This window comes from Leptobacterium meishanense (genome assembly GCF_037645805.1).
Classification (GTDB): Bacteria; Bacteroidota; Bacteroidia; order Flavobacteriales; family Flavobacteriaceae; genus Leptobacterium_A; species Leptobacterium_A meishanense.
The window spans coordinates 52,659-77,609 of the sequence record NZ_JBBEXE010000004.1; the positions used below are offsets into that span (position 1 = coordinate 52,659).

Genomic DNA, 24,951 nt, shown 5'->3' on the forward strand with positions numbered 1-24,951 from the left:
ATGCCTGTTGCATATAAAGAAAATAGGCTATGTAAAAAAATCTATGGTGTAAGTACCATATTGCTATTTGGAAAATCAGGGTTCTGGCTATCTTCTACCAATAGCTAACCAATAAAAACTCATGGAATCGTTTATACCATTTCTTATATTTAATTGTGTGTTATTTAGAAGCGTGATATTGTGGGTATCGCCTACATCATTAGGTTTTTGAGTGTTTGTTATTGTAGCTTGTGCGTTATAGACAGCACTAAAAGCTCTTGGAAAAATCACTGTTGCTGTACCATTTCCGCCAACTGCTATACGCCCCCATTGAATCATCAACTCACCAATAACAGTATATCCATTAACTCCCAATGAGCTATTACCTCCTACAAGGGTATCTACATACGCCTTGGTAGCAGCGTCTTGATTGTTAACAGGATTTGCAACATTTACAATGCGGTTATTGGTCATGCCCAGATTACCTCCGGTAATGTTCAATTGGTCATTTCCTCCAAGAATAATCCGCATATCAAAATCATCACTAGGGCTATTAGAAAAGTCAATGAGAGGTACTGTACCTGACCCTTTTAATTCGATGGAACCTCCTTGGTTTGTGGATAACAAAGAACCTGTTGTCCCCCATGCAATGTTTCCACTCACCTGCAGCTTTTGTGAAGGGGCGGTAGTGCCAATCCCTACCCGTCCATTATCCCTTACATAGAAAGCAGAAGTCCCATTATCCTGAATGTTAAAATCACCTGTGCTGTTTAAGTTAAAAATCATATTGTTAGCTCCTTGTGTAATGGTGGTATTGGCTACTAAACTCCCCCCTAAACGTATCTGGTCAGAGGCAATGTTAAGCCCGTTGCCTACATTGGCATTTAAGGTAACACTGCCGGAGCTTCCGCCGCCGGTAAGGCCACTACCGGCAGTTACCCCGGTAATATCACCATTACCCCCTGTTGCATCGTTGGCGGGTGTCCAGGCACTTCCGTTCCATTTAAGGACTTGATTGGTTGCAGGTGCTGTGGTAGCTACCGGGCGATTTTGTAGCCCATCTACTATAGGATTAGGATAAGTACCCCTTAGGTCACCTCCGGCCGTAGTACCAGTATTAATATTATTGGATTCTAAATTATCTACATATGCTTTGGTAGTGGCATCCTGTGCAACAGTCGGGGTAGCCAAGTTGGTAATTTTCAAATTACCGGCACTGTTTCCACGTCCTAATACAGAAGATAGGTTTTGTAGTTCGTTGGTTGGACTTGCATCGGCATCGTTTACAGCATCGGTAAAAGAGCCTCCTCCGTTTGACAAGGTCACTGTATTACCCAACTTACTGATTGTTTGTAACTCATTCGAAGCATTATTATCATTATCTGCTACACTAATGGTAGTCCCTGTACCTCCGGTAATATTTATAGTTCGGTTTGTGCCTGAGGCAATACTACTTAAACTCTGGATTTCATTATTGGGATCCGGGTCTGCATCATTAACCTGATCTACCGGCAGGGTGACGGTATTTCCATTTGTTATGGATAGGTCATTTCCGGTTAATGAAAGTGTTTGTGCATCGGTATTGTCGAGATAGGGTGCAAGGTTTATATCGGTAGCCAAAGGGTTGTTGGTAATGTTAAGGACATTCCCGGTGAGGTTCAAGTCCTGGATTTCATTATTAGGGTCTGGGTCTGCGTCATTAACCTGATCTACCGGCAGGGTGACGGTATTTCCATTTGCTATGGATAGGTCATTTCCGGTTAATGAAAGTGTTTGTGCATCGGTATTGTCGAGATAAGGTGTAAGGTTTATATCGGTAGCCAAAGGGTTGTTGGTAATGTTAAGGACATTCCCGGTGAGGTTCAAGTCCTGGATTTCATTATTAGGGTCTGGGTCTGCGTCATTAACCTGATCTACCGGCAGGGTGACGGTATTTCCATTTGCTATGGATAGGTCATTTCCGGTTAATGAAAGTGTTTGTGCATCGGTATTGTCGAGATAAGGTGTAAGGTTTATATCGGTAGCCAAAGGGTTGTTGGTAATGTTAAGGACATTCCCGGTGAGGTTCAAGTCCTGGATTTCATTATTAGGGTCTGGGTCTGCATCATTGACAGTGTCAACGTCATCTACAGCTATCCAGGCTCCGGCAGTGTCGTTCCATTTAAGGATTTGTCCGTCATTAGCCCCCATATTTCCTAACGTTGCAGCAGTACCTGCATCCTGTGCATAGAGGGCATAGGGTACGGAAAGTAGTTCAAAAGCTCCCATATTGGTGAAACTTCCACTTATATTAGCATCTAACCCTATCTGGGTATAGTATGGTGTTTGACTCCAATCTATTTGTGTGAACTGGGTAGGGTTACCAGAACCAATTTGAAGGGTGAAGATCCCCAATTCATTGGTAGTTATAGCATGTGTTTCGGTATAGGTAGGTGTTCCGGAGGGGCTTCCTTGTAGGATGTTAATTTGGACTCCAATGTTTTGATTGGTAAGTGGTACACCATTGTTGTCCCTTGCAACTGCTTGATAATTGATTTTTTGTGGGGACTGTCCCCAAAGAGAGAATGCTATGAGTATAAAGAAGATAGAAAAAGTATGTTTTGTATTCATTTTTTTGTTTTTTTAGTGACTTCTAAAAGATGTTTTTTTTGAATTTTCTTATTAATAAGGTAGATGGAAAGAAATCTTATAATGTTTTATTGATATGCCAGATTTCTCACTTTTACCATTTTGGGAATCCGAAATGACTTATTTTTTAGGGTTTTAATCATTTTCATGAAATAATACGGTTACTTTTTGATGATTACTTTTTGATAGCTAAGGGGCTCACCGGGGATGTCTATCCGCACTTCATAAATGCCTTGGGCATGCTGTTGCAAGTTGATGTTTTTTTGATAGGAGGTAATGCCCTTGCCTAGATAAACCTGTTCGCTATAAACCAAAGTGCCTAATGTACTTACAATTTCAATTTTGAAGTACTCTTGTTGGGGTAGTCCGTGCAAGATAAGATTGAAACGGCCATTGTTGGGGTTAGGGACTATTTTTATATTGGTTTCTACTGCTACAGACGATTCGTTTAACGTTTGTGATACTACCATAGGAGAGATAGTTTCACTGACGCATAGACCAAAAGGCCCTGTACCTCCCTTTTTTTGATTACTACTATCTACCTGAATAAAATAGGTTTCTCCCTCCACTAGGTTATTGGCAGTAAGTTTCGTATCTACCAATTGGCCTTGTGGGGAAGTACATGCTATCATATTGGTAAACGTACTGTCCCATAGAGCAAGCATCCCATATTGTATTCCATCATTAAAATTGGTTTTAAGAACGGCCTCTATTTCTCCTGTAGCCGTAGCAGTAAATTTGAACCATTTATCATTTTTGGGACCTATCCGTGTAGTTCCTTGTACCCAACAAGCAGGTTCCGGGTTATTGGGTTCGATAGTACCATCTTCTGTAGTATATGCCCTTACATCTGAACACCAAGTGCCCCCCTCTGCTGCAATATTATTAGTAAGGTCAATAGCCCCCTCTATAAAGTCGTGACTAATAGTTTCGCTGACACATATACCAAAAAAACCTGTGTAGAAGGATTTCCTGTTATTGTTATCTACCTGAATATAATAGGTTTCTCCTTCCGTTAGATTATTAGTGGCAATTCTTACATTGATTAATTGGCCTTGTGGCGGGGTACATGTAATAATATTGGTAAGCGTATTGTCCCATAAAGCAAGCATTCCGTATTGTATTCCATCAACATAGTTGGTTTTAAGGATGACTTCTACTTTTCCAGTAGCAGTAGCGGTAAACTTGAACCATTTGTCAGCATTAGGCCCTATAGGGCTATTATTTCCATTTACCCAACAGGAAGGGGCAGGGTTATTGGCTTCAATGGTAGCACCAATGTTGCAAAAAGCACGTAAAGAAGAACACCAATTACGAATATCAGGAATAAGAACGGCATTGCTGATATCATCATTGTTAGTAATATTGAAAGTGTTTGTATACGGAGCACCTAATGCATCCGTTACAAGGACATCATAAATACCTGCTGTAAGGTTTTCGATAAAAGGGGTATTACCCCCAATAGGGATGCTATTTGTAGTCCAACTATAAGAATATGGAGGAATGCCTCCACTTGCGATGAGTGTGATACGTCCTGAAGCCCCCCCTTCACATCCTATGTTTTCTACAATAGCTTCTACCATGAGCGGGTTTCCGGGCTGTTGAAACCCTTGCGTTAAAATGTAATTGTTATTAGTGTCTTTTAGAGTTTCAATAAAAGGTTCCCCAATCGTCCAGCTTATTAATAAGGATGGATTTTTGTATTGTTCTCCTGATGTTGAGAATACCTGGGGCTGAAGAGATTGAGCCTGTGTTTTGAAATAAAATAAAAAACAAAAAAGTAAGAATGGAACTATAATTTTTTTCATATATACTTTTTAAGTAAAAACTTTTAATTAAAGTTATTTTCATTTCTTTAAAAGTATTTATTTATACTTAAATACTTATGTGTTTAAAACACATAATTTTTATAATTTTACCTTTTCAAAAATGTTTTTTTAGATTACATTTTTTATAGAAAAAACTTATTTATATAAAATATAAATACATAAAAATCAGACAGTTATCATCTGTGCTAAATGATTTTAATGAATATTTGTTTAATACTATATTAGTGTAGAAAGTAGTTGTAAAAAATCAGTTCTCTATTGTTTAACTAGGCGCACAGCAGTTGTTTTCTCGCCGTATTCGTTTAAGGAGCCGGTAAATTGTTTCCCTTCTTTGGCAGTCAATTCAAGGGTACCTGATGTAGATTTTGAGCTTTTGAAAACAGCGCTATAGCTTTCAGTCCGGACGTCAAACTTTAGTGTATTAAGGTCAATATAGCTGCCGGTTCCTTTAAGCCGGCCTATAAGTTTGCCCTCATCAAGATAGTCAATAGTAATAGAAGCTTCTTGTGCAGAAGTGATGGTAATATAGGCATTTCCGGCACCTACATTTTCAATGTAAAATTTATAGTCCCCAGTAGTGTTTTCCGGTATGAGTACATTGTTATGGAAGTTGTAGGCTTCTATTAACCGTTTATGGATTGCTTGCTTTTGTTTGTTATAGTCAGGGAGTTTATCCACGCAATAAAAAGCAGTATCTATCACCTTATTCCCCATTTCAAGGTCTTTAAACTGAGTATATTCATCCATTGCCCATAATTCGTAGAGCTCAGCCATATGTAGATAGCGGGTAAGGTTTTTGTCTTCTTTTACTATTTGTATGTTTTTTTTCCTGAAATCACGGCTTAATGATTCATTGAAGAGTGATGAGGAATTATCAGCGTATAGTTTTGCCAATGACCGCATGGCATAGGTCATTAAGGTAGTGTCTTTACTGGTATTTACAATTTGTTGGTATAACACTTCGGCTTGTTTTACATCGCCGGATTTGTCCAAATGCCGTGCATAATCCATTAAAAGATTAGGGTCTATATTTGAAAGGTCTTCTGTTGTTATTTGCGTGTTTATTTCTTCCAATAGCCGGTTGGTTCTTGTCCGGTAAATTAGGGCAGCATTTTGTTTCGCAACATAATCAGAGTTGTTGCTAGAGGCCACTTGTAAATAATTTACTTCCTCTTGTAACATACGCTCAATTGCTTTTTTGATAGTGGCTATTCGTTCCTCTTCTGTTTTTTTAATAGCTGCCAGTTTTCTTTCTTTAGCGTCTTCAATTTCGTCAAGGATAATAATATAAGAAGCGATACTGGTAACGGCTACAAATGCTGAAAAGAATAGCCATTTAAAAATACGCTGCTTTTTCAGTTTGGCTTTTGTGCTTTTCAGTTCTTCCCTTATCGGGTTGTTTTCCTGAGTAATCCCATCCTCTGTATGCATAAGTTGTATTGTGAGCTCTAAAGTAAGTTATTCAAATGCTAATATAAAAAAAAATCATAGGCATAATAGGAATAAATATTCCAGAATGGAAGCTATTCTTTTTCATAAAAAATTAATCAGTATTTTTACCTGATATCGTTTTTTAATGGATTCCGCATAGGAGGTGCGGATTTATTTTTGATCTTTTTATGCAAACACCAAAAAGAATTGCAGTTGTAGGAAGTGGACTTGTGGGTTCACTTTTAGCTATTTATTTACGGCATAGGGGGCATACAGTGGATGTGTATGACCGTAGGCCGGATATCAGAAAAATTGAATTTTCAGGAAGATCTATCAACCTAGCGATGTCTACCCGTGGATGGTATGCATTGGATAAGGTGGGGATTGGAGATGACATCCGAAAGATTGCAATACCTATGGAGAAGCGGGCAATCCATGTGCAAGATAAACCGATGTATTATCAATATTACGGAAAGGAAGGAGAGGCTATATATTCTATCTCCAGAGGTGTATTGAATAAAAAGATGATTGACTTGGCAGAAGGGGCAGGGGTAAATTTTATTTTTGAGTCGCGCATATGGGACATTACACTTTCGGAGGCCACATTACATATAGGGGAAACTGAAAAAGGAAACTGGACCGATCATAAGTATGATATTGTTTTTGGCGCAGACGGGGCTTTTTCCCGTATCCGCCATAGGATGCAACGCCGGAGCCGATTCAATTATTCGCAGCGTTTTTTAGATACTGGATATAAAGAATTGACTATTCCTGCAAATAGTGATGGAAGCCATAAATTGGATAAAAATTCATTGCATATATGGCCCCGTGGCCGTTTTATGCTCATTGCATTGCCTAATTTGGACGGGAGTTTTACTTGTACGCTTTTTATGCCGTTTGAAGGCGAAGGTTCTTTTGAAGCACTGCAAACAGAGGTACAGGTACAGGCATTTTTCGAAAAACACTTTCCAATAATCACAGAGGATATTCCAAATTTGATCCGCGATTTCTTTAAAAACCCTACCAGTGCACTGGTCACCATAAAATGTTTTCCATGGACGTATTGGGATAAGGTAGCATTGGTGGGAGATGCTGCCCATGCTATTGTTCCGTTTTATGGACAAGGAATGAATGTGGGTTTTGAAGATATTGTGGTGCTTAACGAACTTATGAATATTTATGAAGATGATTGGGAAGCTGTCTTTAAAGAATATGAGAGACAACGAAAGCCTAATGCAGAAGCTATTTCAGAACTCAGCTATCGGAATTTTATAGAAATGAGCAGTAAAACGGCTGATGAAGATTTTTTATTGCGAAAAAAGATTGAGAAATGGTTTTCAGAAAAGCATCCTGATAAATGGATCCCTCTGTACAGTCAGGTTACATTTTCAAGAAAGCCTTATGCTGAGGCACTGGCAATGGGTGACAGGCAGGCAGAAATTATGGACGAGGTAATGAAAATTCCCAACATAGCGGAAAAGTGGAATAGTAAAGAGGTAGAAGAAAAGATATTGTCATTTCTCTAAAGAATTATTTCTTAGTCATTATTTTTTGATGTTCTTCATAGATATCCATCATGGAAGGTTCACTTCTCATTAAGCGGCTTCTTTCACTTTTGTCTTTCATCCATCGGTAGATCCATGAGAACCCCCATTTCCCATGATAGTAATTGGTTGCATTGTAGATATTGTCACGCATTGCATTATCCAAGGAAATAAAAGAGTAGCCTTGGTCTTTAAGTTTAGTAATCAATTCTTTAAGATAATGTGCATTCAACAAATTGTCATGACATAAATAAATGTGTTTTATATGGCGTCCATAATTGGACAAAGAGCTATTTTCAAAGTGTTTAAATAATGAGACAGTATATTCAATATAAGCATTGGCAACTCTTTTAGCATCTTCTGTTAGGTTCTTGTTAAGATAATGAATATAAAGTTCATTAAACAACCAATCTGCACTTTCTATGGTAAATGGTGTTATTGTGTAATGGTTCTTTTTAAGAAATGTTTTTATAGAATCAGATTGAATACTGTCTTTTCCTAGATCGTTGTATGGAAACCGAAAATATTGAAGTTCCTTGTGATATTTTTTTGCTAATTCATTTGTAATCACTTCTCCTTTGATAACATCCCGGCTAAATTCTTCATAGCCTACTTTTGAATAACGCAAATGGCTGTAGGAGTGATTGCCTAAGGTCACATACGTTCTTTTCGCCCATTCATTTAATAAAGCATAGTTTCCGATAATTGTATCACTGTGATAGATACGATTTTCATTGATAAAAATAGCAATCGGTATTTGTAAGTTGTCTAATTCCTTTAAAAATTGAACAGAAACACCTTCGTTTTTAGTGTTAGGAATATCATCTATGGTTATCGCCACTTGTTTTTGAGCATAGACAGGATACGTAGCTAATAATACAATCAATAAAAGAAAAGGAAACTTCATAATTATTGGAAGTTTTGCTAATGAATTTTGCTATGTAATTGCAAATAAAAGAATTATTTTTTCAAATGCATCCGTATTTATGAGTATTCATAGCCCATTATATTTTCCAAGCTGACAATTATCATAATTTATAGACAGAGCTACTTGTATTTTTGAGCTATAAACATGAATAGTATGTGTTCTTCAATCATCAAAAAATACAATGTAGCAAGCCCTCGTTATACAAGCTATCCCACAGTACCTTATTGGGATAAAGATAGTTTTTCTTATCAGGGTTGGGTAACCTCTTTTAAAAAAACCTTCAGGGAGAGCAATGATATGGAAGGGATTAGCTTGTATATCCATTTGCCTTTTTGTGAGCAAATGTGTACGTTCTGTGGTTGTCATAAACGAATTACAAAACGGCATGAATTGGAGAATCCATACATTGAAGCCGTCATAAAAGAATGGAAGCTTTATGTGAGTTTATTGGGAAAAACCCCGAAAATTAAAGAATTACATTTGGGAGGAGGGACCCCTACTTTTTTCTCGCCGGACAATTTACAAAAACTAATTAATGGAATTTTGGATTATGCTGAAAAAGCAACGTCATATGAGTTTAGCTTTGAAGGGCATCCCAATAATACAACCAAAGATCATTTACAGGCATTATACGATGTGGGCTTCAGGCGTGTAAGCTATGGCATTCAGGATTATTCGTTGAAAGTACAGCAGGCCATCAATAGGATACAGCCTTTTGAGCGTGTAGCTGAGACTACCCGGACAGCTAGGGAGATAGGGTATACTTCTGTAGGACATGATTTGGTTTTTGGATTACCTTTTCAAACTATGAAGAATATAGAAGGAACTATTGAGAGAACTAATACCCTATTGCCCGATAGAATTGCTTTTTATAGCTATGCTCATGTACCTTGGATGAAAGGGAACGGGCAGCGTGGTTATGATGAAAATAATCTGCCAACGGGTGCTGAAAAACGAAAGTTGTATGAAAAAGGAAAGCAAATGTTAAACGAAATGGGGTATGATGAAATAGGAATGGATCATTTTGCCCTGAGAACAGACGCATTGCATATATCCATGAAAAACGGGACTATACACAGGAATTTTATGGGATATACAGCTTCCAAAACGAAGTTGATGATAGGGTTGGGAGTTTCTAGCATAAGTGATAGTTGGTATGGTTTTGCCCAAAACGTAAAAAATATAGAAGAGTATGAACATTTGGTCTCTAAAAACAGTATTCCGGTGTACCGTGGACATCTTTTAAGTGAAGAAGACCAGATTATCCGTCAGCATATACTTAATTTAATGTGCCGGTTCAAAACTTCTTGGGAAAATGGTGATTTGCTATTTAATGAGGTGCCTGAAGTATTGATGAAATTACAAGAGATGAAAAAAGACGGACTGGTGGAGCTAACAAAAAACAGTATTATAATAACAGAAAAAGGGAAACCATTTGTTAGAAATGTATGTATGGCTTTTGATCTTCGATTACAGCGTAAACAGCCGGATACACAATTGTTTTCTATGACAGTTTAAGTTTTGTAGTTTAAAAGTTGAAAGGTGAAATAGTTTACGGGGTAACGCAGTCTGCATCAGCTTTTACCATCAGGGTCATATCTGACGGAGATACATATGGTATTCCTAACCCCATTCCGCGGAGTATAAAGAATGTACCTATTATAACTATAAATACCGGAATAACCTTTTGGATTTTTTGTCTTACAGCAATAGATAAAAAATTACCCAAATACCCTGCTCCGGTCATTAAAGGAATGGTCCCTACTCCAAATAGCAACATATACAATGCACTTTTTTCAGTACTTCCGGTAGCAATAGCTGCAAATAAGGCCATATAAACTAATCCACAGGGAAGTAATCCATTAAGGATGCCAATAGCGAATAGGGCATTGTAGCTTTTTTTCTTCAATTGTGTGCCCAACTTGGCTTTTAACTTACTTATAATGCTAAATAATGGCTTTGAAACCGAATACTTTCGAAGAATATGATAAGGAACTAAAACAATAACAATCATTAACGCCCCTATGAAGACAGAAAGTTGCTGTTGTAACCCACTAATGAACAATCCTTTCCCAAGCCATCCGAAGAGAAATCCAATAAAGCTGTAACTGAAAAGCCTTCCAAAATGATACAAAAATAATTGAGTGAATTTTTTGTAAGGGTTTTTTCTATTAAGAGGTAGAATGAAAGCAATAGGCCCGCACATTCCTACACAATGAAGGCTCCCCAATAAACCAAATATGACAGCAGTTAACAGCATCTAATAATTTATCTCTTTTTTGGACAGGAATAATTGGTCATTGTATTGCCAATCAATATCAATGTTCCATCGGCCGCCTAACAAACGAGCGTTAGGTATGAGCAAATGTGAATTGGAAATTGAGATCGGAATTTCAAAATCCAGTTGTTTATCAGACGGCCTGTATAGGAACACTTTTCCTGAAATTTTTGAAAAATCTGTTATGTTTTCGGGAAAAATAATAAGTAAACCCTCTTTGGTTTTATGAACAGAAGGCACCATTCCCGAAGTGATGGCGAATTGTTCTTTATCAATTTCATTCTGAAAATCAAGTTCTTTTTTATAATATTCTTCTGTTACTAAATCATGATCATATTTTTTATTCGTATTCATTGTAATGACAAAATACATGATGAAAGAAATGAATAGAATGAAAGCAATTACAATCCCTGTTCCCCAGTTTAGTTTCATGTTGTTCAGTTTTTAGTTTACAGCTTGTAGCTGATAGTTTGTTTATTCCAGTATAAAATTTTTAATTATCGATAGCTTCTAGGCCCTAAAAAATTTGTTTCTGTTGTTTCAATTAACTCATTGTTACTGTATATTCCTATTTTTAAGGGGGTCTTGTCACCATCTAAGTTGTTATCTGCTATTTCTATAAAGAGCGTGCCTTCTGCGAGTCCCTGTTTAGGAACAATAAATAGTTGCTTTTGGACAGTATTTATTACTCCTTGATGGGATAGCAATTTGAACTCGACATTTTCAATTACATCGGTTGTCTTATTAACTAATTTATAGGTATATACATTGCTTATGATATTATTTTCTTTATGCTCATATAATTGCCCGGGAAGTCTCAGCACAGTAGCTTCTACATCATTTCGCAGAAATAACATTCCACCTAAAATACCAATAAGAATAAATAATACTGCGGTATAACCTTTCATGCGTGCGGTAAACCGGAATGAAGTTTTCTTTTCAATTTCGTCTTCACTGGCATAGCGGATTAACCCTTTTGGGAACCCTACTTTCTCCATAATAGTATTGCATTCGTCAATACAGGCAGTACAATTCACACACTCTAACTGAGTGCCATTTCTAATATCTATTCCTGTAGGGCATACATGTACACACTGAAAACAGTCGATACAATCTCCATAGCCCAATGCTTCTCGATCTTCTCCTTTACGGATTTTTTTTCGTCCATTTTTCCGTTCTCCTCGTTTATGGTCATAAGCAACCACAACCGATTTATTGTCTAACAGGACCCCTTGAAGCCTTCCATAGGGGCATGCAATGATGCATACCTGTTCCCTGAACCATGCAAAAACAAAATAGAAAACTGCTGTAAAAATAATGAGCGAGATGAGTGTATTTAAGTGTTTTAGTGGCCCATCAATAACATATTTGATTAACTGGTCACTTCCAATTAAATAGGCCAGAAACACATTGGCTATGAGAAAGGAAATGATAAAATAGATACTCCATTTTAATACCCTTTTTCTTATTTTTTTTCCATTCCAAGGTTGTTTGGCCAATCGTATTTGAGCACCACGGTCACCATCAATCCAATATTCAATTCTTCGAAAGATCATTTCCAGAAAAATGGTTTGTGGGCACATCCACCCACAAAAAATACGCCCAAAAGCAACGGTGAATAGCGCAATAAAAATAACACCAATAATCATAGAAATAACAAAGAGATGGAAGTCTTGTGGCCAAAAAGGAGCCCCGAAAATATTGAAACGGCGCTCTAAGACATTAAACAACAGAAATTGGTTCCCATTAATTTTTATGAAAGGGGCACTTATGAGGAATACTAGTAAAAGCCAACTGACCCAAATTCGGTACTTATAAAAACGTCCATGCGGCTTTTTAGGATAAATCCAGGCCCTTTTCCCTTTTTCATCAATCGTTCCTATGGAGTCTCTGAATATTTCTTTTTCTTGGTCCGCCATTTTGGAGGTTTTAGCCCCCTATGAATTCAAAACTTTTTCACAGGGATCATTCTTAATTTTCTTCAGTTGTGCTATCGGGGTTTACCCATAAATCTCCTTCCGGTGCTTTAGGATTAGCAGCTTCAGTACCTTGTAAAGAAAGTACATAACTGGCTACTTGCTGAATTTCAGAAGGTTTTAAAGTTTGTTTCCATGCAACCATCCCTTTACCATCACGCCCTCCTTCATAAATAGTTTTAAAGGTATTTTTAATGCCTCCACCTAATATCCAATAGTCATCGGTTAAATTAGGGCCAATTCCACCACCACCGTCTGCTTGGTGACAGGCTATGCAGTTTAATTCAAATATTTTTTTTCCTGCGTTTAAATCAGAAGCTTCAGTAAGCAATGTTACAGTGTTAACATCAACAAGGTCTTTAGCTGTTTTTTTATACGCCTCAATTTGTATCTTAGCTTCTGCAACCGCTTTCTCGTATTCCACAGCTTGTGTGTCTCCTCCAAAAATATGGAAATGAGCAAGGTAAACAACGGCAAAAATAATAGTAATGTAAAATCCATATAACCACCAAGGTGGTAGTGAGTTATCTAGTTCTTTTATTCCGTCATAATTATGATCAAGGATAATTTCACCTTCTTCAGCTATAGGTTTTGCTTTAGTGAGTTTTTTATACCACTTTCTGTACCATATATTTTCTTTTCTGGCCAAGCGTTTTGCTTCCATTGTTTTTTTCTGTTCCTCTGTCATTATTGAATCGGCAAGCCCTTGCATAGCACCAACCATAATTTCAATAGCAATAAGGGTTATGGAGAAAAGCCCAAGGAAAATAATAACTTCAGGATGTGTTATGAATGCTGGCTTGTCACCGGAATCAATAAAATATTCTGCGGCTAAAAAAACGAGTGTGATGATAATAATGACTCGTAAGTATGATGAAAATGTTCTCATAATTCTATATTGTTTTCTTGATTGTCTAATGGAAATCGACTTATTTTTTTGATATATTCTTTTTTCGCAGTAAAAACCCACCAAAAAAGGCCTATAAAAAATAAAAAGAATATGGAAAGTGAAATAATGGGGTATAATTCAATTCCCTCTATGGTTGCCATATGATCTTTAATAAATTTTAGCATGACTTATTTTTTTTCAGCAGTTGCATTATCGTCTTTTATTTTAATATCTGTACCTAGTCGCTGTAGGTATGCAATAAGTGCTACAATTTCCCGATCTTTCATTTCTACAAATTCTTCGCCGGCAGCTTGAGCGGCTTTTTTATCATCCTCATAAGTTGTTGCAAAATCCGGATCATTATATAGGTTTTGCTCAATAGCGGTAGCCTGTTTATCCATATTTTCTTGTGCGTTGGCAATGTCTTCTTTGGTATATGGAACACCTAGTGAAACCATTGTACGCATTTTAGAAGCTACTTCTGACCGATCATGTTTGTCTCTAATCATCCAAGGATACGCCGGCATGATACTTCCCGGAGAAGTGCTTTGTGGATCGTACATATGGTTAAGGTGCCAATTATCTGAATATTTTCCTCCCACTCTTAGAAGGTCGGGGCCTGTACGCTTGCTACCCCATAAAAAAGGATGATCATATACATACTCGCCTGCTTTTGAATATTCACCATACCGTTCTACTTCACTTCTAAAAGGCCGGATCATTTGCGAATGGCAGCTTACACAGCCTTCACGAATATATAGGTCACGTCCTTCCAACTCGAGTGGGGTGTATGGTTTTACACTGGAAATGGTCGGTATGTTTGATTTTACCATGAGGGTTGGGATAATTTGAACAATTCCACCAATTAGAATAGCAACAGTAGCCAAAAGGGTTAATTGTATAGGCCTTCTCTCTAACCAAGTATGGAAGCCTTCTCCAAGCACCCTTCCTTTTCGAACACGTTGCAATGCAGGAGCTTCTGCTAATTCATCTTCTACCTTGTTTCCTCTTCTGATAGTAACAACGATATTGTATACTGCAACTAACACTCCAATAAGGTAGAGTGAGCCTCCTATGGCACGCATCCAGTACATGGGCATGATTTGGGTAACAGTTTCTAAGAAGTTACCATAAACTAGTGTACCGTCAGGATTGAATTGTTTCCACATCTCAGCTTGAGTAAACCCTGCTACATACATAGGGAGTGCATATAGAATGATCCCTAAAGTGCCAATCCAAAAATGGAAATTGGCAAGTTTTACAGAGTGTAATTTGGTTTTGAACATTCTTGGAATTAAGTAATAAATCATTCCAAAGGTCAAGAAGCCGTTCCAGGCCAGTGCGCCTACATGTACGTGTGCAATTACCCAATCACTAAAGTGAGCAATGGCATTCACATTTTTTAAAGAAAGCATAGGCCCTTCAAAAGTAGCCATACCGTATCCGGTAATAGCCACAACCATGAATTTTAGTACCGGATCTATACGTACTTTGTCCCAAGCACCACGAAGGGTTAACAACCCATTTATCATACCTCCCCATGAGGGGGCTATCAACATTACAGAGAATACAACACCTAAGTTCTGTGCCCAATCAGGTAAAGCAGAATACAGTAAATGGTGAGGACCTGCCCATATATAAATGAATATTAGTGACCAAAAGTGTACAATGGACAGCCGGTATGAATATACAGGCCTGTTTGCTGCTTTTGGCACAAAATAGTACATAAGTCCAAGGAAAGGCGTTGTTAAGAAGAATGCTACTGCATTGTGCCCGTACCACCATTGCACCAATGCGTCTTGTACGCCTGCATAAACAGAATAACTCTTTAAAGCATTTACCGGTAATTCCAAACTATTGAAAATATGTAATACGGCTACCGTCACAAACGTAGCAATGTAGAACCACACAGCCACATACAGATGACGCTGTCTCCTTTTTAGAATAGTACCTATCATATTCACCCCAAAAGCCACCCATACAAGGGCAATGGCAATATCTATAGGCCATTCCAGTTCTGCATATTCTTTAGAAGTTGTATATCCTAGAGGAAGTGTTATGGCTGCTGCAACGATGATTAATTGCCATCCCCAAAAATTGAAATTGCTGAGGAAGTTACTGTACATCCGTGCTTTTAATAAACGCTGTAAAGAATAGTAAATTCCGGCGAAAAGGGCATTCCCTACAAAGGCAAAAATGACAGCATTCGTATGTAAGGGTCTTATACGGCCGAAGCTTAACCAAGGAATTTCACCTGTAATACCGGGATATATAAATAAAAAGGCCAGTAACAATCCTACTAGCATTCCTACTACTCCCCAAAGTATAGTTGCGTAGAGAAACTTTTTTACAATTTTGTTATCGTAATAAAATTGTTGCACTTCCATAGTGGTTATTATTTGTTTTTAGTTTGATTTTTTTCTTGTTTGTTCTCTTTTACTAGTTCATCCTCAAAAAGCATGCGTATAGAAGGCGTATAGCTATCATCATATTGCCCACTTTTTACTGCTGTTATAAAAGCAACAAAAAAGACAATTGCAACAGCAATACTCACAGTAATTAAAATATAGATAACACTCATACCTACTAGAATGTATAACAAATGTACTTTTGCATGTTCCTTAAAAACATGATTTTTATCATGCTTTGAAAATTATTTTAATTTTCTACTTATATAATTGGTCATCACCGTTGTGAAAATTACAACACTGATGGAACTCAAAGGCATTAAAATAGCAGCAATAACAGGGGAAAGCTTTCCGCTTATGGCAAAAGTCAACCCAACGATATTGTATAAAAAAGACACTATAAAACTCATCTTAATAACCTCTATCCCTTTCTTAGAGGAAGCTATATAGTGATCTATTTCTGTAAGCTTCGATGCATCTAAAATAGCATCACATGCAGGCGAAAACACATTGATATTTTCTGATACAGCGATACCTACATTACTTTGTTTTAGGGCACCAGCATCATTCAACCCGTCGCCGATCATCAAAACATTTGCACCTTCTTGTTGGTGAAACTTTATATAGTTGAATTTGTCCTCTGGCTTTTGATTAAAAAACAATTTGGTCTTTGCAGGCAATAATTTTTGAAGGTTTTCACGTTCACTTTCATTGTCCCCTGATAAGATAGCCAGATTGAAATGTTCCTTTAGGCGATTGAAAAGTGAAGCGATACCTTTCCTATATTGATTGTAAAAAGTGTATTTGCCTTTATATTGATCATTAGTACTAATATGCACACTAGTTTTTAATGAAGAAGCATAGGTATTGTTTCCGACAAACTCAGCAGACCCGATTTTTATTTTCTGATTTTCATGGCTTGCTATGATACCTTTTCCAATATACTCCTCATATTCATCTAGTGTAATAATATCGTTAGCTTTTAAAATACTATACAATTGCCTACTTAATGGATGATTCGAGTTTCGAAGGCTGTTTTTCAACAGAGTGGTTTCCTTTGTGTTTAATGTAAGCCCTTCATATGCAATACGGCTCTTATTGTTAGATGTGATAGTTCCGGTCTTGTCAAATATGATGGTGTCAATTTTGGCTAACTTTTCTATAACTTGTGCATTTTTAAGGTAAAATTTCTTTTTTCCGAAAATGCGTAACAAGTTGCCCAATGTGAACGGAGCAGAAAGGGCCAATGCGCATGGGCAAGCAACAATAAGTATGGCAGTAAAAACATTTAAAGCCTTAGAGGCATCATACCAAAGCCAAAACCCTCCGGATAGTATAGCAATAAGAAGAATTGTAATTGTGAAATATTGACTGATGGAATCGGTTATGGTTTTATATGGTGATCCCCCATTTTTTTCAAATGAGCCATTACTCCATAATTGAGTTAGGTAACTTTGCGAAACAGCTTTTAAAACTTCCATTTCAATAGCTCCGTTTAATTGTCTTCCACCTGCAAAAAGCATGTCTCCACTATTCTTAGTAATAGTATCAGACTCACCGGTAACAAAACTATAATCTATTCGTGCTTTACCATGTATGAGGATACCATCTACGGGGATGAGTTCTTCATTACGGATGAGCAACCGATCCCCTTTTTTAATATCATATACTTGTACGCTTTCTTCTTTTTTATCAGGAGTTATTCGGGTAACGCCGATAGGGAAGTAACTTTTATAATCGCGTTCAAAAGATAGAAAGCTGTATGTTTTTTGCTGAAAGAATTTCCCGAGCAATAAGAAAAAAATCAATCCTGTTAAACTATCAAAGAAACCTTGTCCGGTATTCATAATAATTTCAAGCGTACTTCTTAGAAATAACACAAAAATTCCTAACGCAATAGGAACATCAATATTTAATATGCTTGACTTTATACCTTTGTATGCCGCTATAAAATAATCAGAGGCGGCATAGAAAACAACGGGAAGTGACAACCCGAACATCAGCCACCTGAAGAAAGGTTTATATTGGTTGAGCCAAAATTCATTTACTTCAAAATACTCGGGAAAGGAGAGCAGCATGACATTACCAAAAGCAAAGCCGGCTACACCTAATTTATATAAAATAGTACGGTTAAAATATTTTTTCTTTGGATCATAATCTTCTAGACTTATATAGGGTTCATAGCCTATTCTAGTTAGGAGCACAACTAATTCTTTTAAACTGATTTCTTCAGGATTAAATGTAATCCGAACTGTTTTTTTTGGAAAATCTACCTGCGAAGCCTTTATTGCTGTGTTTAATTTATGGAGATTTTCCAATACCCAGATACATGAACTGCAATGAATTTGTGGTATGTATAAAGTAATAATTTGAATAGATGCATCGTTAAATTCAAGGAGTTTTTCCTGGATTTTAAGATTGTCAAGAAAATCAAACTTTCCAGCTATTTCTTTTGGGCTATTGCCCGGGTTTTTTTCCAGATCATAGTATGTGGAGAGGTTATTCTCATAAAGGATTTCATAGACCGTTTTACAGCCGTTGCAGCAGAAAACCTTTTCATTGATATAATATTTAGAAATACATTGATTTCCGCAATGAAAACAGGAAACCTTCATAATTTGCTCATTTACCTGCTACAAAAGTTATAATTAAACCAATTAAAAAATATGATAATTGTCATGCAATTCGTATTTTTACGTAGAGCAATTAATTCTTCAGAAAATTATAGGTATGAGTAAGTGTGAACAATGCATCATAAGGCAATTTAGTTCTCTGAAAACACTTTCCAGAGAAGAGCTTGTAAAGATGTCAGAGTGCAAAACTTCACAAATTATAAAAAAAGGAGAAGTTATTTTTCAAGAAGGGGACCATCTCAATGGGATTTTCTGTGTCAAAGACGGTGTTTGTAAACTCACAAAACTAAGTGCTAACGGTAAAGATCAAATTGTCAAGTTCATAAAGAAAGGTGATCTTTTAGGGCAGCGTAGTGTAATGGGTGATGAAGCTGTAAACTTGAGTGCTGTGGCCTTGGAAAACATGGAAGTATGTTTTATTCCTAAAGAAGAGGTTATGACCCCGTTTCAGAACAACAAACGTTTTTCTATGAGTATGGTAAAAGATTTGTGCCAAGACCTTAAAGAAGCAGACGACCTTATTGTTAATATGGCGCAAAAGAATGTGAAACAACGTGTAGCAGGAACATTGCTTTATTTGGAAGCTACCTTTGGAACTGATAAAGGATCGGCTATAGCAGTGCAACTGTCCCGCGAAGAGATAGCAAACATTGTAGGGACAGCTACAGAATCTGCCATACGGTTACTTTCCGAATTTAAAAAAGAAGGCTGGGTTGTTTTTGAAGGAAAAAAAATCATATTGAAAAATAAGAAACAATTGCAACGTATTTCTGAAGGATTATAATAATATTCTATTAGTGTTTGGAATTTTAAACTTTGTGACCTAGAGGTGCACTTTATCGAAAAAACATAAAAAGAACGAATAACTAAAATTCTTTTTTGTATTTTTAACTATCTGAAAATCAGAACCCCTCATTTCTTTCCATTGTTCTTTAGTATGCCCCGAACCTTTTAAAAGTAAAGCATATTTTATCTAAAATTCTTTTATATGGGGTATAACGTCGAAAATAGCACTAGTTTTTTAATGATTCTAAAGGTAGTAGTGTTTTTATTAATGTCCGTCATAGGGATGGTTATTGTATCAGCACTGTTAAAACTTGTTGGGATTATATCATAATCCTGTTTCTTAACAGTTGATTTTCTATAAAAGCACATAGTATAAGCTTTGTGAGGTTATAGATTATCTTCCTTATAAGAAGCTGCTCTTTCCAAGCGATCATTAATAGCCATACCAACACCTTCATTTGGTGCACGCTCTATGATAATGAGTTCAAGGTTTTGAGCGTCCATTATATGCATGGTATAATAAAGGTTTTTAGCAACCTCTGTTAAATCCCCACTTTTCGATAAGTATGTTTGTTTAGCTGTGTTTGGGAGTTGTTTATGTGGCATGAGCGTAATAACTCCCAACATTTTTTGTGGATGTCTCTTTACGGAAGCTTCTATATTATTGGTGATAAGCGTAGGTGTTTTTGGCGCATAATGAGTTGACAACATGCCTGGGGTTTCTATTTTTTTTTGTTTTTTGGCCACTATTTTTGGCCACCTTCCCAATACATTTTCAATATCTTGTGGTGTAATGGTACCTTGTCGGTAAATAACAGGCTTTTCACTGGTATCCCATCCTAGAATGGTTGATTCGATCCCTTGATTGCAAGGACCACCGTCTAAAATCATAGCCACTTTGTCCCCTAATTGTTTTTCCACATGCTCTGGTAGTGTAGGACTGATATATCCCGAAGGGTTCGCACTGGGGGCTGCCAGAGGAAAGTCTAATTGTGAAAGCAGTTTTTGTGTGACAGGATGGTCCGGTACCCTCACGGCAACACGTAGAGACCCTGCTGTAATACTTTCAGGTACATTATCCGATTTGGGCAACAATAATGTCAAGGGTCCGGGCCAGAATGCTTTTGCTAATTTTAAAGCCTGTTCCGGAAACTCGGCTACATAGGGCAAAACAGCTTCTAAAGAAGCAAAGTGTAGAATTAATGGGTTGTTTGTAGGCCGGTTTTTAGCGGTAAATATTTTTTTTATGGCATGCTCATCTGTTCCGTTGGCTGCCAACCCATAAACAGTTTCTGTAGGGATAGCGACAAGTTTTCCTTTTTTGAGAAACTGTATGGCATTATTAATATTTTGCGTGATGGTATGCATATATAAAATAAACCTTAAAAGTATTACATTTTGTATTAAGACGAAGTTATTAATAATTTATTTTATGATGTTGGAAAACCTAGGTAATTATGAGTGTTTATAGGAATCATTTTTTGATTCTTGATTGATCACTTTTAATGTTAAAAACAGCTCTACCTTTGTCTAAAGAAGTTCTTTATAATTTAAGCTGTTTATGTTTTTAAAAATGGTAAGTATACCTTTTTTCAATAGTAGAATAACTATATAAATTCTACCATTTTGTCCAATTTGAATCAGGTCTGGTAAAAGGTTCAGAAAGAAACCTTTCCACTATCAGGTTGAACATTTTTGGATTAGACGCCGGAGTAAAATGAGTTTCTCCTGGCATTATGCATAATTGAGCATTAGGGATGTTTTGATATATCTCTATAGTATGTTCCTCTTTTATTACGTCTTTATCCCCTGCAATAATTAATACAGGAGCTATTATCTTGAATAAATCTTTATGAGTGATTTTAGGTTGGTATAATAATAAGCCTATCTGTTGTTTAATTAGCCTCCAATTATTAGATGAATCCCTCTTTTGAATCATCAAATCAACTTCATTTTCATAGCCTTTAGTATCTTCTTGGGCCCAACTATATACTGCATTTTCATCTGGTCTAAGATTTGCTCCCATAGCAACAATTTTTTTTATTTTAGCTTGTTTGCTAATCCCCATTAATAGGCCTATAATTCCCCCGTCACTCCATCCAATAATATTGATAGAGTCTAATTTTAAGCGTTTTGTTAATATATTCCAATCTTTAGCAATTTGAACATAAGTTAGAGAATCTATTTTTAGCTCTGATTTTCCATGACCTCTACTATCTGCAATTATGACTCTATATTTAGATTTAAAATGATCGATTTGGTTTCCCATATCTCTAATGCTACCTCTATTTCCATGTATTAAAAGTAATGGCTCTCCTTGCCCATATTCTTCATAATATATCTTGGCACCATTTATTTCCAAATATTTTCCAACAGCTTCATTATTTCCATAAGGGGTGTCAAAATTAAAGTTCATTTGAACTTGAGAAGTTATTACATTACTAATGATAAATAAAGAGATGAAGATGCAATTTTTGATTAAGTTTCTTTTTTTATGCTTTATGGAAATATATAATAATAGAGGCCCCATTTTTTGTTTTTATGAATTAAATATGATGCATAATATTATAAATAAAAAAGACAAATCACAAAAGTAATTTGTCTTTCAATTTTTAGTGGAGTCGGGGAGAATCGAACTCCCGTCCAAACAAGCAATTAAAAAGCTTTCTACATGCTTAGTTTTCATTTGGTTTTCGATAAATAACCGGTCGAAAACAACCTATTATTTACTTAGCTTCAAGGTTTTAAAAGTTGTATTGAAGCTATACAACTTCTGTGTTGATATTTATGGTGCCCCTTATCAAGCCGCCATCAACAAGGGCTGCTTAGGGACATCTCGCTTTCCCGCCTTGCGGGACTAGGCCAAAAGACGTACTATGTTTCCGTCGTATTAGGCAGCAAGAGCGTAGTTATTCTCGCCATTTAAAGGTTTAATGCATGATATTTAAGAGCTACACATCAATGCTCTGCATGCTTACAATCCAATTAGACTCGCTGTCAAAACCAGTCGACCCCAATATTTTTCAAAGAACATTTTCAATTTTTGATAAGGCTGTAAAAATACTGCGAAAATTTATAGTACAAAAGTTTTGCAGAGCCCAATCACATCTGTTACATTTGGGTCAAAATCCATACCAAAAACTACTATTAATGCTATTTGGGATCATAAAAGAACGAAAAACACCACCGGACAGGCGTGTGGTATTATCACCTATAGCCTGTCAATACGTCATGGAACATTTTCCGGAAGCTAAAATAAAAGTAGAAAAATCTGACATACGTGTTTTTCCGGATGTGGACTATGAAAAACATGGAGTAAAGGTAATAACTTATATGGACGATTGTGATGTGCTTTTGGGGGTAAAAGAAGTTCCGATAGAAGCTTTGATCCCGAATAAAAAATATTTTTTCTTTTCACATACTATCAAAAAACAACCGTATAACAGAAAGCTACTTCAGGCAATTTTAAAAAAGAATATCACATTGTATGACCATGAAGCTATTACAAATGCTAAAGGGCAACGGTTGGTGGCATTTGGCAGGTACGCAGGAATTGTAGGAGCGTATAATGGTATAAGGGCTTATGGGCTAAAATACAATTTGTTTGAGCTGCCAAAAGCAGAAAGTTTACCGGATCAGCAAGCACTGATTGAAGCATTACGAAAAATCAAACTTCCTGCCATTAAGATATTATTGACAGGAAAGGGTAGGGTAGGGAATGGAGCAAAAGAAATGTTAGACGGTATGGGACTTAAGGAAGTAAATGTTGATGATTATTTAGCGCAAAATTTTAATGAACCGGTGTTCTGTCAAATAGATGTATTGGATTATAACAAACGAAAAGATGGGCAACAGTTGAATAAGAATGATTTTTATCAAAACCCACAGATGTACGTGTCTGATTTTATGCGATTTGCCAAAGTAACCGATTTGTATATTGCAGGACATTTTTATGGGGACGGAGCTCCTTATTTATTTACCCGTGACGATGTGAAGTTACCCGATTTTAATATCCGGGCAGTTGCTGATATTAGTTGTGATATTAATGGGCCGGTAGCAACAACTATTAGGCCATCTACGATAGCTTCACCTATCTATGGGTACGATCCGGCAACTGAAAGTGAAGTGGATTTTAAAAATAAAGATGCCATTGCTGTAATGGCAGTGGACAACTTACCTTGTGAACTCCCGAAAGATGCCAGTGAAGGGTTTGGTGAGCGCTTTATAAAATATGTAATCCCGGCATTTTATAATAATGATAAGGATGGAATTTTAGAACGTGCCTGCATTGCACAGAACGGAAAACTTACAGAACAATATCGTTATTTGCAAGATTATGTAGATAGTAGTGAATGAAGAACTATTTATTGCCATTGGCAATTTCTTTTTTAATACGGCTCAGGGATTCCGGTGTAATTCCTAAATAAGAGGCAATCATATAATTTGGGATAGAACGGATAATTTTAGGGCTGTTCTCTAATAAATCCAGATATCTTGATTTGGCATCTTGCAATAGAAAGGATTCAATCTTCTCAGAGGAAAACATATAGAAATTTTGACTCAATTTCCTGGCAAAATCAATAAAAACAGAACTGAAATTATAAAATTCTTGAATACTCTTATGTGATATCGCGAAGACTTCACAATCTGTTAAAGCATCAATAATTAATTTAGAAGGGACTTGCTGTATGAAGCTTTCAAAAGAATAGGAATAATCATTTTCAAAATAAAACCGCCTTACTTGCTCTTTCCCTTCAATAAGATAATAACTTCGCATAATACCCCTATTAATAAAATATACATGGTCACATATTTGTCCTTCCCTTACTATGGTTTCCTTTTTCTTGAACTTCATAGGGACAGCCCTTTCAACAAGAAAATCTTCTTCCTTTTTCGTCATGGAAGGCGTAAGGTCATAATGGTATTTTATTAACTGTTCATGCATGCAGATAGGCAAATAGTATAATTAATTTATCTACAAATGTAATGGATTATTCATTTAAAGTTAACATATGTTAACTTTAAATGGGTCACTTACAAAGACTTTTCTTGATACGGCTTAAAGATTCCGGGGTAATGCCCAGATATGAAGCAATCATATAATTAGGGACTAATAAAATAATTTCAGGATGGTTTTTCAGCATCTCTAAATAACGTGTTTTAGCATCTTGTAGAATAAAAGACTCTACTTTCTCTGAAGAAAAAATAAAAGATTCACGGTTTAACCTTCTGGCAAAGTCAATAAAAATAGGACTTTTTTCATAAAGTTCCATAATGCTCTTTCTTTTAAAAGCTAATACTTTGCATTCTGTCAGAGTATCGATGATCAGTTTAGAAGGGATTTGTTTTACATAACTCACAAAAGAATATACATATGAATTCTTTGTATAAAAACGCATTATTTGTTCTTTTCCTTCTGCAAGATAATATTCCCTTATAATGCCTTCATTTATAAAGTAAACCATATCACAAACTTGGTCTATGTTTACAATAACTTTTTTTTTCTCAAAAGTCATTGGTATAGCCCTGTCAAGGAGCATTTCTTCCTCTTTTTTAGACATAGGAGGTCCAATTATGTCATTGTGGAATGTTAATAATTGGTTATATGCATCGGTAAAATCGGGGGAACTTTTCTCAAACAT

20 protein-coding genes and 1 other RNA gene are annotated in these 24,951 nt (G+C 36.4%); 4 read left to right on the plus strand and 17 right to left on the minus strand.

Going from position 1 to position 24,951, the window contains the following annotated elements; all coding sequences use genetic code 11:
- Window positions 1-87 precede the first annotated feature (87 nt).
- The 3 genes from WBG21_RS05495 to WBG21_RS05505 all read right to left on the minus strand — a co-directional run bounded on the left by WBG21_RS05495 (window position 88) and on the right by WBG21_RS05505 (window position 5,867).
- The gene (locus WBG21_RS05495; RefSeq protein WP_340075627.1) at window positions 88-2,589 is read right to left on the minus strand and encodes a beta strand repeat-containing protein; all 2,502 of its coding nucleotides are present in this window, start codon (window positions 2,587-2,589) and stop codon (window positions 88-90) included.
- A gap of 179 nt (window positions 2,590-2,768) precedes the next feature.
- Window positions 2,769-4,415 (minus strand): T9SS type A sorting domain-containing protein, encoded by a 1,647-nt coding sequence (locus WBG21_RS05500; RefSeq protein ID WP_340075629.1) that lies wholly within the window; start codon window positions 4,413-4,415, stop codon window positions 2,769-2,771.
- Window positions 4,416-4,691: 276 nt separating this feature from the next.
- Window positions 4,692-5,867, minus strand: a complete 1,176-nt coding sequence (locus WBG21_RS05505) for a hypothetical protein (RefSeq protein ID WP_340075631.1) — start codon at window positions 5,865-5,867, stop codon at window positions 4,692-4,694.
- Between the two features lie 188 nt (window positions 5,868-6,055).
- Here WBG21_RS05505 and WBG21_RS05510 point away from each other — a divergent pair, with 188 nt between their 5' ends.
- Window positions 6,056-7,393 (plus strand): FAD-dependent oxidoreductase, encoded by a 1,338-nt coding sequence (locus tag WBG21_RS05510; protein ID WP_340075633.1) that lies wholly within the window; start codon window positions 6,056-6,058, stop codon window positions 7,391-7,393.
- A 4-nt stretch (window positions 7,394-7,397) separates the two neighbouring features.
- Here WBG21_RS05510 and WBG21_RS05515 read toward each other — a convergent pair whose 3' ends face one another.
- The gene (locus tag WBG21_RS05515; RefSeq protein ID WP_340075635.1) at window positions 7,398-8,318 is read right to left on the minus strand and encodes a polysaccharide deacetylase family protein; all 921 of its coding nucleotides are present in this window, start codon (window positions 8,316-8,318) and stop codon (window positions 7,398-7,400) included.
- Between the two features lie 174 nt (window positions 8,319-8,492).
- On the opposite strand from WBG21_RS05515, the gene hemN reads away from it, so the two are divergent.
- Complete coding sequence (gene hemN, locus WBG21_RS05520) at window positions 8,493-9,857, plus strand: oxygen-independent coproporphyrinogen III oxidase (RefSeq protein WP_340075637.1); 1,365 nt, start codon at window positions 8,493-8,495, stop codon at window positions 9,855-9,857.
- 34 nt (window positions 9,858-9,891) lie between these two features.
- On the opposite strand, the gene WBG21_RS05525 is transcribed toward hemN, so the two are convergent.
- The 8 genes from WBG21_RS05525 to WBG21_RS05560 all read right to left on the minus strand — a co-directional run bounded on the left by WBG21_RS05525 (window position 9,892) and on the right by WBG21_RS05560 (window position 18,505).
- Entirely contained in the window at window positions 9,892-10,599 is a 708-nt protein-coding gene (locus tag WBG21_RS05525; protein WP_340075639.1) for a sulfite exporter TauE/SafE family protein, read from the minus strand.
- Window positions 10,600-11,049 carry a FixH family protein gene (locus tag WBG21_RS05530; RefSeq protein WP_340075641.1) on the minus strand — a complete coding sequence of 150 codons (450 nt, stop codon included), beginning with the start codon at window positions 11,047-11,049 and terminating at the stop codon, window positions 10,600-10,602.
- Between the two features lie 65 nt (window positions 11,050-11,114).
- Complete coding sequence (gene ccoG, locus WBG21_RS05535) at window positions 11,115-12,536, minus strand: cytochrome c oxidase accessory protein CcoG (protein ID WP_340075643.1); 1,422 nt, start codon at window positions 12,534-12,536, stop codon at window positions 11,115-11,117.
- Window positions 12,537-12,588: 52 nt separating this feature from the next.
- Window positions 12,589-13,482, minus strand: coding sequence for a cbb3-type cytochrome c oxidase N-terminal domain-containing protein (locus WBG21_RS05540; protein ID WP_340075645.1), 894 nt, complete (start codon window positions 13,480-13,482; stop codon window positions 12,589-12,591).
- A complete protein-coding gene (locus tag WBG21_RS05545; protein WP_340075647.1) occupies window positions 13,479-13,667 on the minus strand; it encodes a CcoQ/FixQ family Cbb3-type cytochrome c oxidase assembly chaperone in 189 nt (62 codons plus the stop codon). Before WBG21_RS05545 ends, WBG21_RS05540 begins: the two co-directional genes overlap by 4 nt.
- Window positions 13,668-13,670: 3 nt before the next feature.
- The gene (ccoN, locus tag WBG21_RS05550) at window positions 13,671-15,869 is read right to left on the minus strand and encodes a cytochrome-c oxidase, cbb3-type subunit I (RefSeq protein WP_340075649.1); all 2,199 of its coding nucleotides are present in this window, start codon (window positions 15,867-15,869) and stop codon (window positions 13,671-13,673) included.
- Between the two features lie 8 nt (window positions 15,870-15,877).
- Window positions 15,878-16,063, minus strand: a complete 186-nt coding sequence (ccoS, locus tag WBG21_RS05555) for a cbb3-type cytochrome oxidase assembly protein CcoS (protein WP_340075651.1) — start codon at window positions 16,061-16,063, stop codon at window positions 15,878-15,880.
- A 72-nt stretch (window positions 16,064-16,135) separates the two neighbouring features.
- Entirely contained in the window at window positions 16,136-18,505 is a 2,370-nt protein-coding gene (locus tag WBG21_RS05560; protein WP_340075653.1) for a heavy metal translocating P-type ATPase, read from the minus strand.
- A 115-nt stretch (window positions 18,506-18,620) separates the two neighbouring features.
- Here WBG21_RS05560 and WBG21_RS05565 point away from each other — a divergent pair, with 115 nt between their 5' ends.
- Entirely contained in the window at window positions 18,621-19,307 is a 687-nt protein-coding gene (locus WBG21_RS05565) for a Crp/Fnr family transcriptional regulator (RefSeq protein ID WP_340075655.1), read from the plus strand.
- Window positions 19,308-19,696: 389 nt separating this feature from the next.
- Here WBG21_RS05565 and WBG21_RS05570 read toward each other — a convergent pair whose 3' ends face one another.
- The 3 genes from WBG21_RS05570 to ssrA all read right to left on the minus strand — a co-directional run bounded on the left by WBG21_RS05570 (window position 19,697) and on the right by ssrA (window position 22,324).
- Window positions 19,697-20,677: an L-threonylcarbamoyladenylate synthase gene (locus WBG21_RS05570; protein ID WP_340075657.1), complete on the minus strand. Its 981-nt coding sequence runs from the start codon at window positions 20,675-20,677 to the stop codon at window positions 19,697-19,699.
- 250 nt (window positions 20,678-20,927) lie between these two features.
- Window positions 20,928-21,839, minus strand: coding sequence for an alpha/beta fold hydrolase (locus tag WBG21_RS05575; RefSeq protein ID WP_340075659.1), 912 nt, complete (start codon window positions 21,837-21,839; stop codon window positions 20,928-20,930).
- An 83-nt stretch (window positions 21,840-21,922) separates the two neighbouring features.
- Window positions 21,923-22,324: a transfer-messenger RNA gene (ssrA, locus tag WBG21_RS05580) on the minus strand.
- A 135-nt stretch (window positions 22,325-22,459) separates the two neighbouring features.
- Between ssrA and WBG21_RS05585 the strand changes: the two genes are divergently transcribed.
- On the plus strand, window positions 22,460-23,665 hold the full coding sequence (locus WBG21_RS05585; RefSeq protein ID WP_340075661.1) for an NAD(P)-dependent oxidoreductase: 1,206 nt from the start codon (window positions 22,460-22,462) through the stop codon (window positions 23,663-23,665).
- Between the two features lie 4 nt (window positions 23,666-23,669).
- Here WBG21_RS05585 and WBG21_RS05590 read toward each other — a convergent pair whose 3' ends face one another.
- A complete protein-coding gene (locus WBG21_RS05590) occupies window positions 23,670-24,254 on the minus strand; it encodes a Crp/Fnr family transcriptional regulator (protein WP_340075663.1) in 585 nt (194 codons plus the stop codon).
- An 85-nt stretch (window positions 24,255-24,339) separates the two neighbouring features.
- Entirely contained in the window at window positions 24,340-24,951 is a 612-nt protein-coding gene (locus WBG21_RS05595) for a Crp/Fnr family transcriptional regulator (RefSeq protein ID WP_340075665.1), read from the minus strand.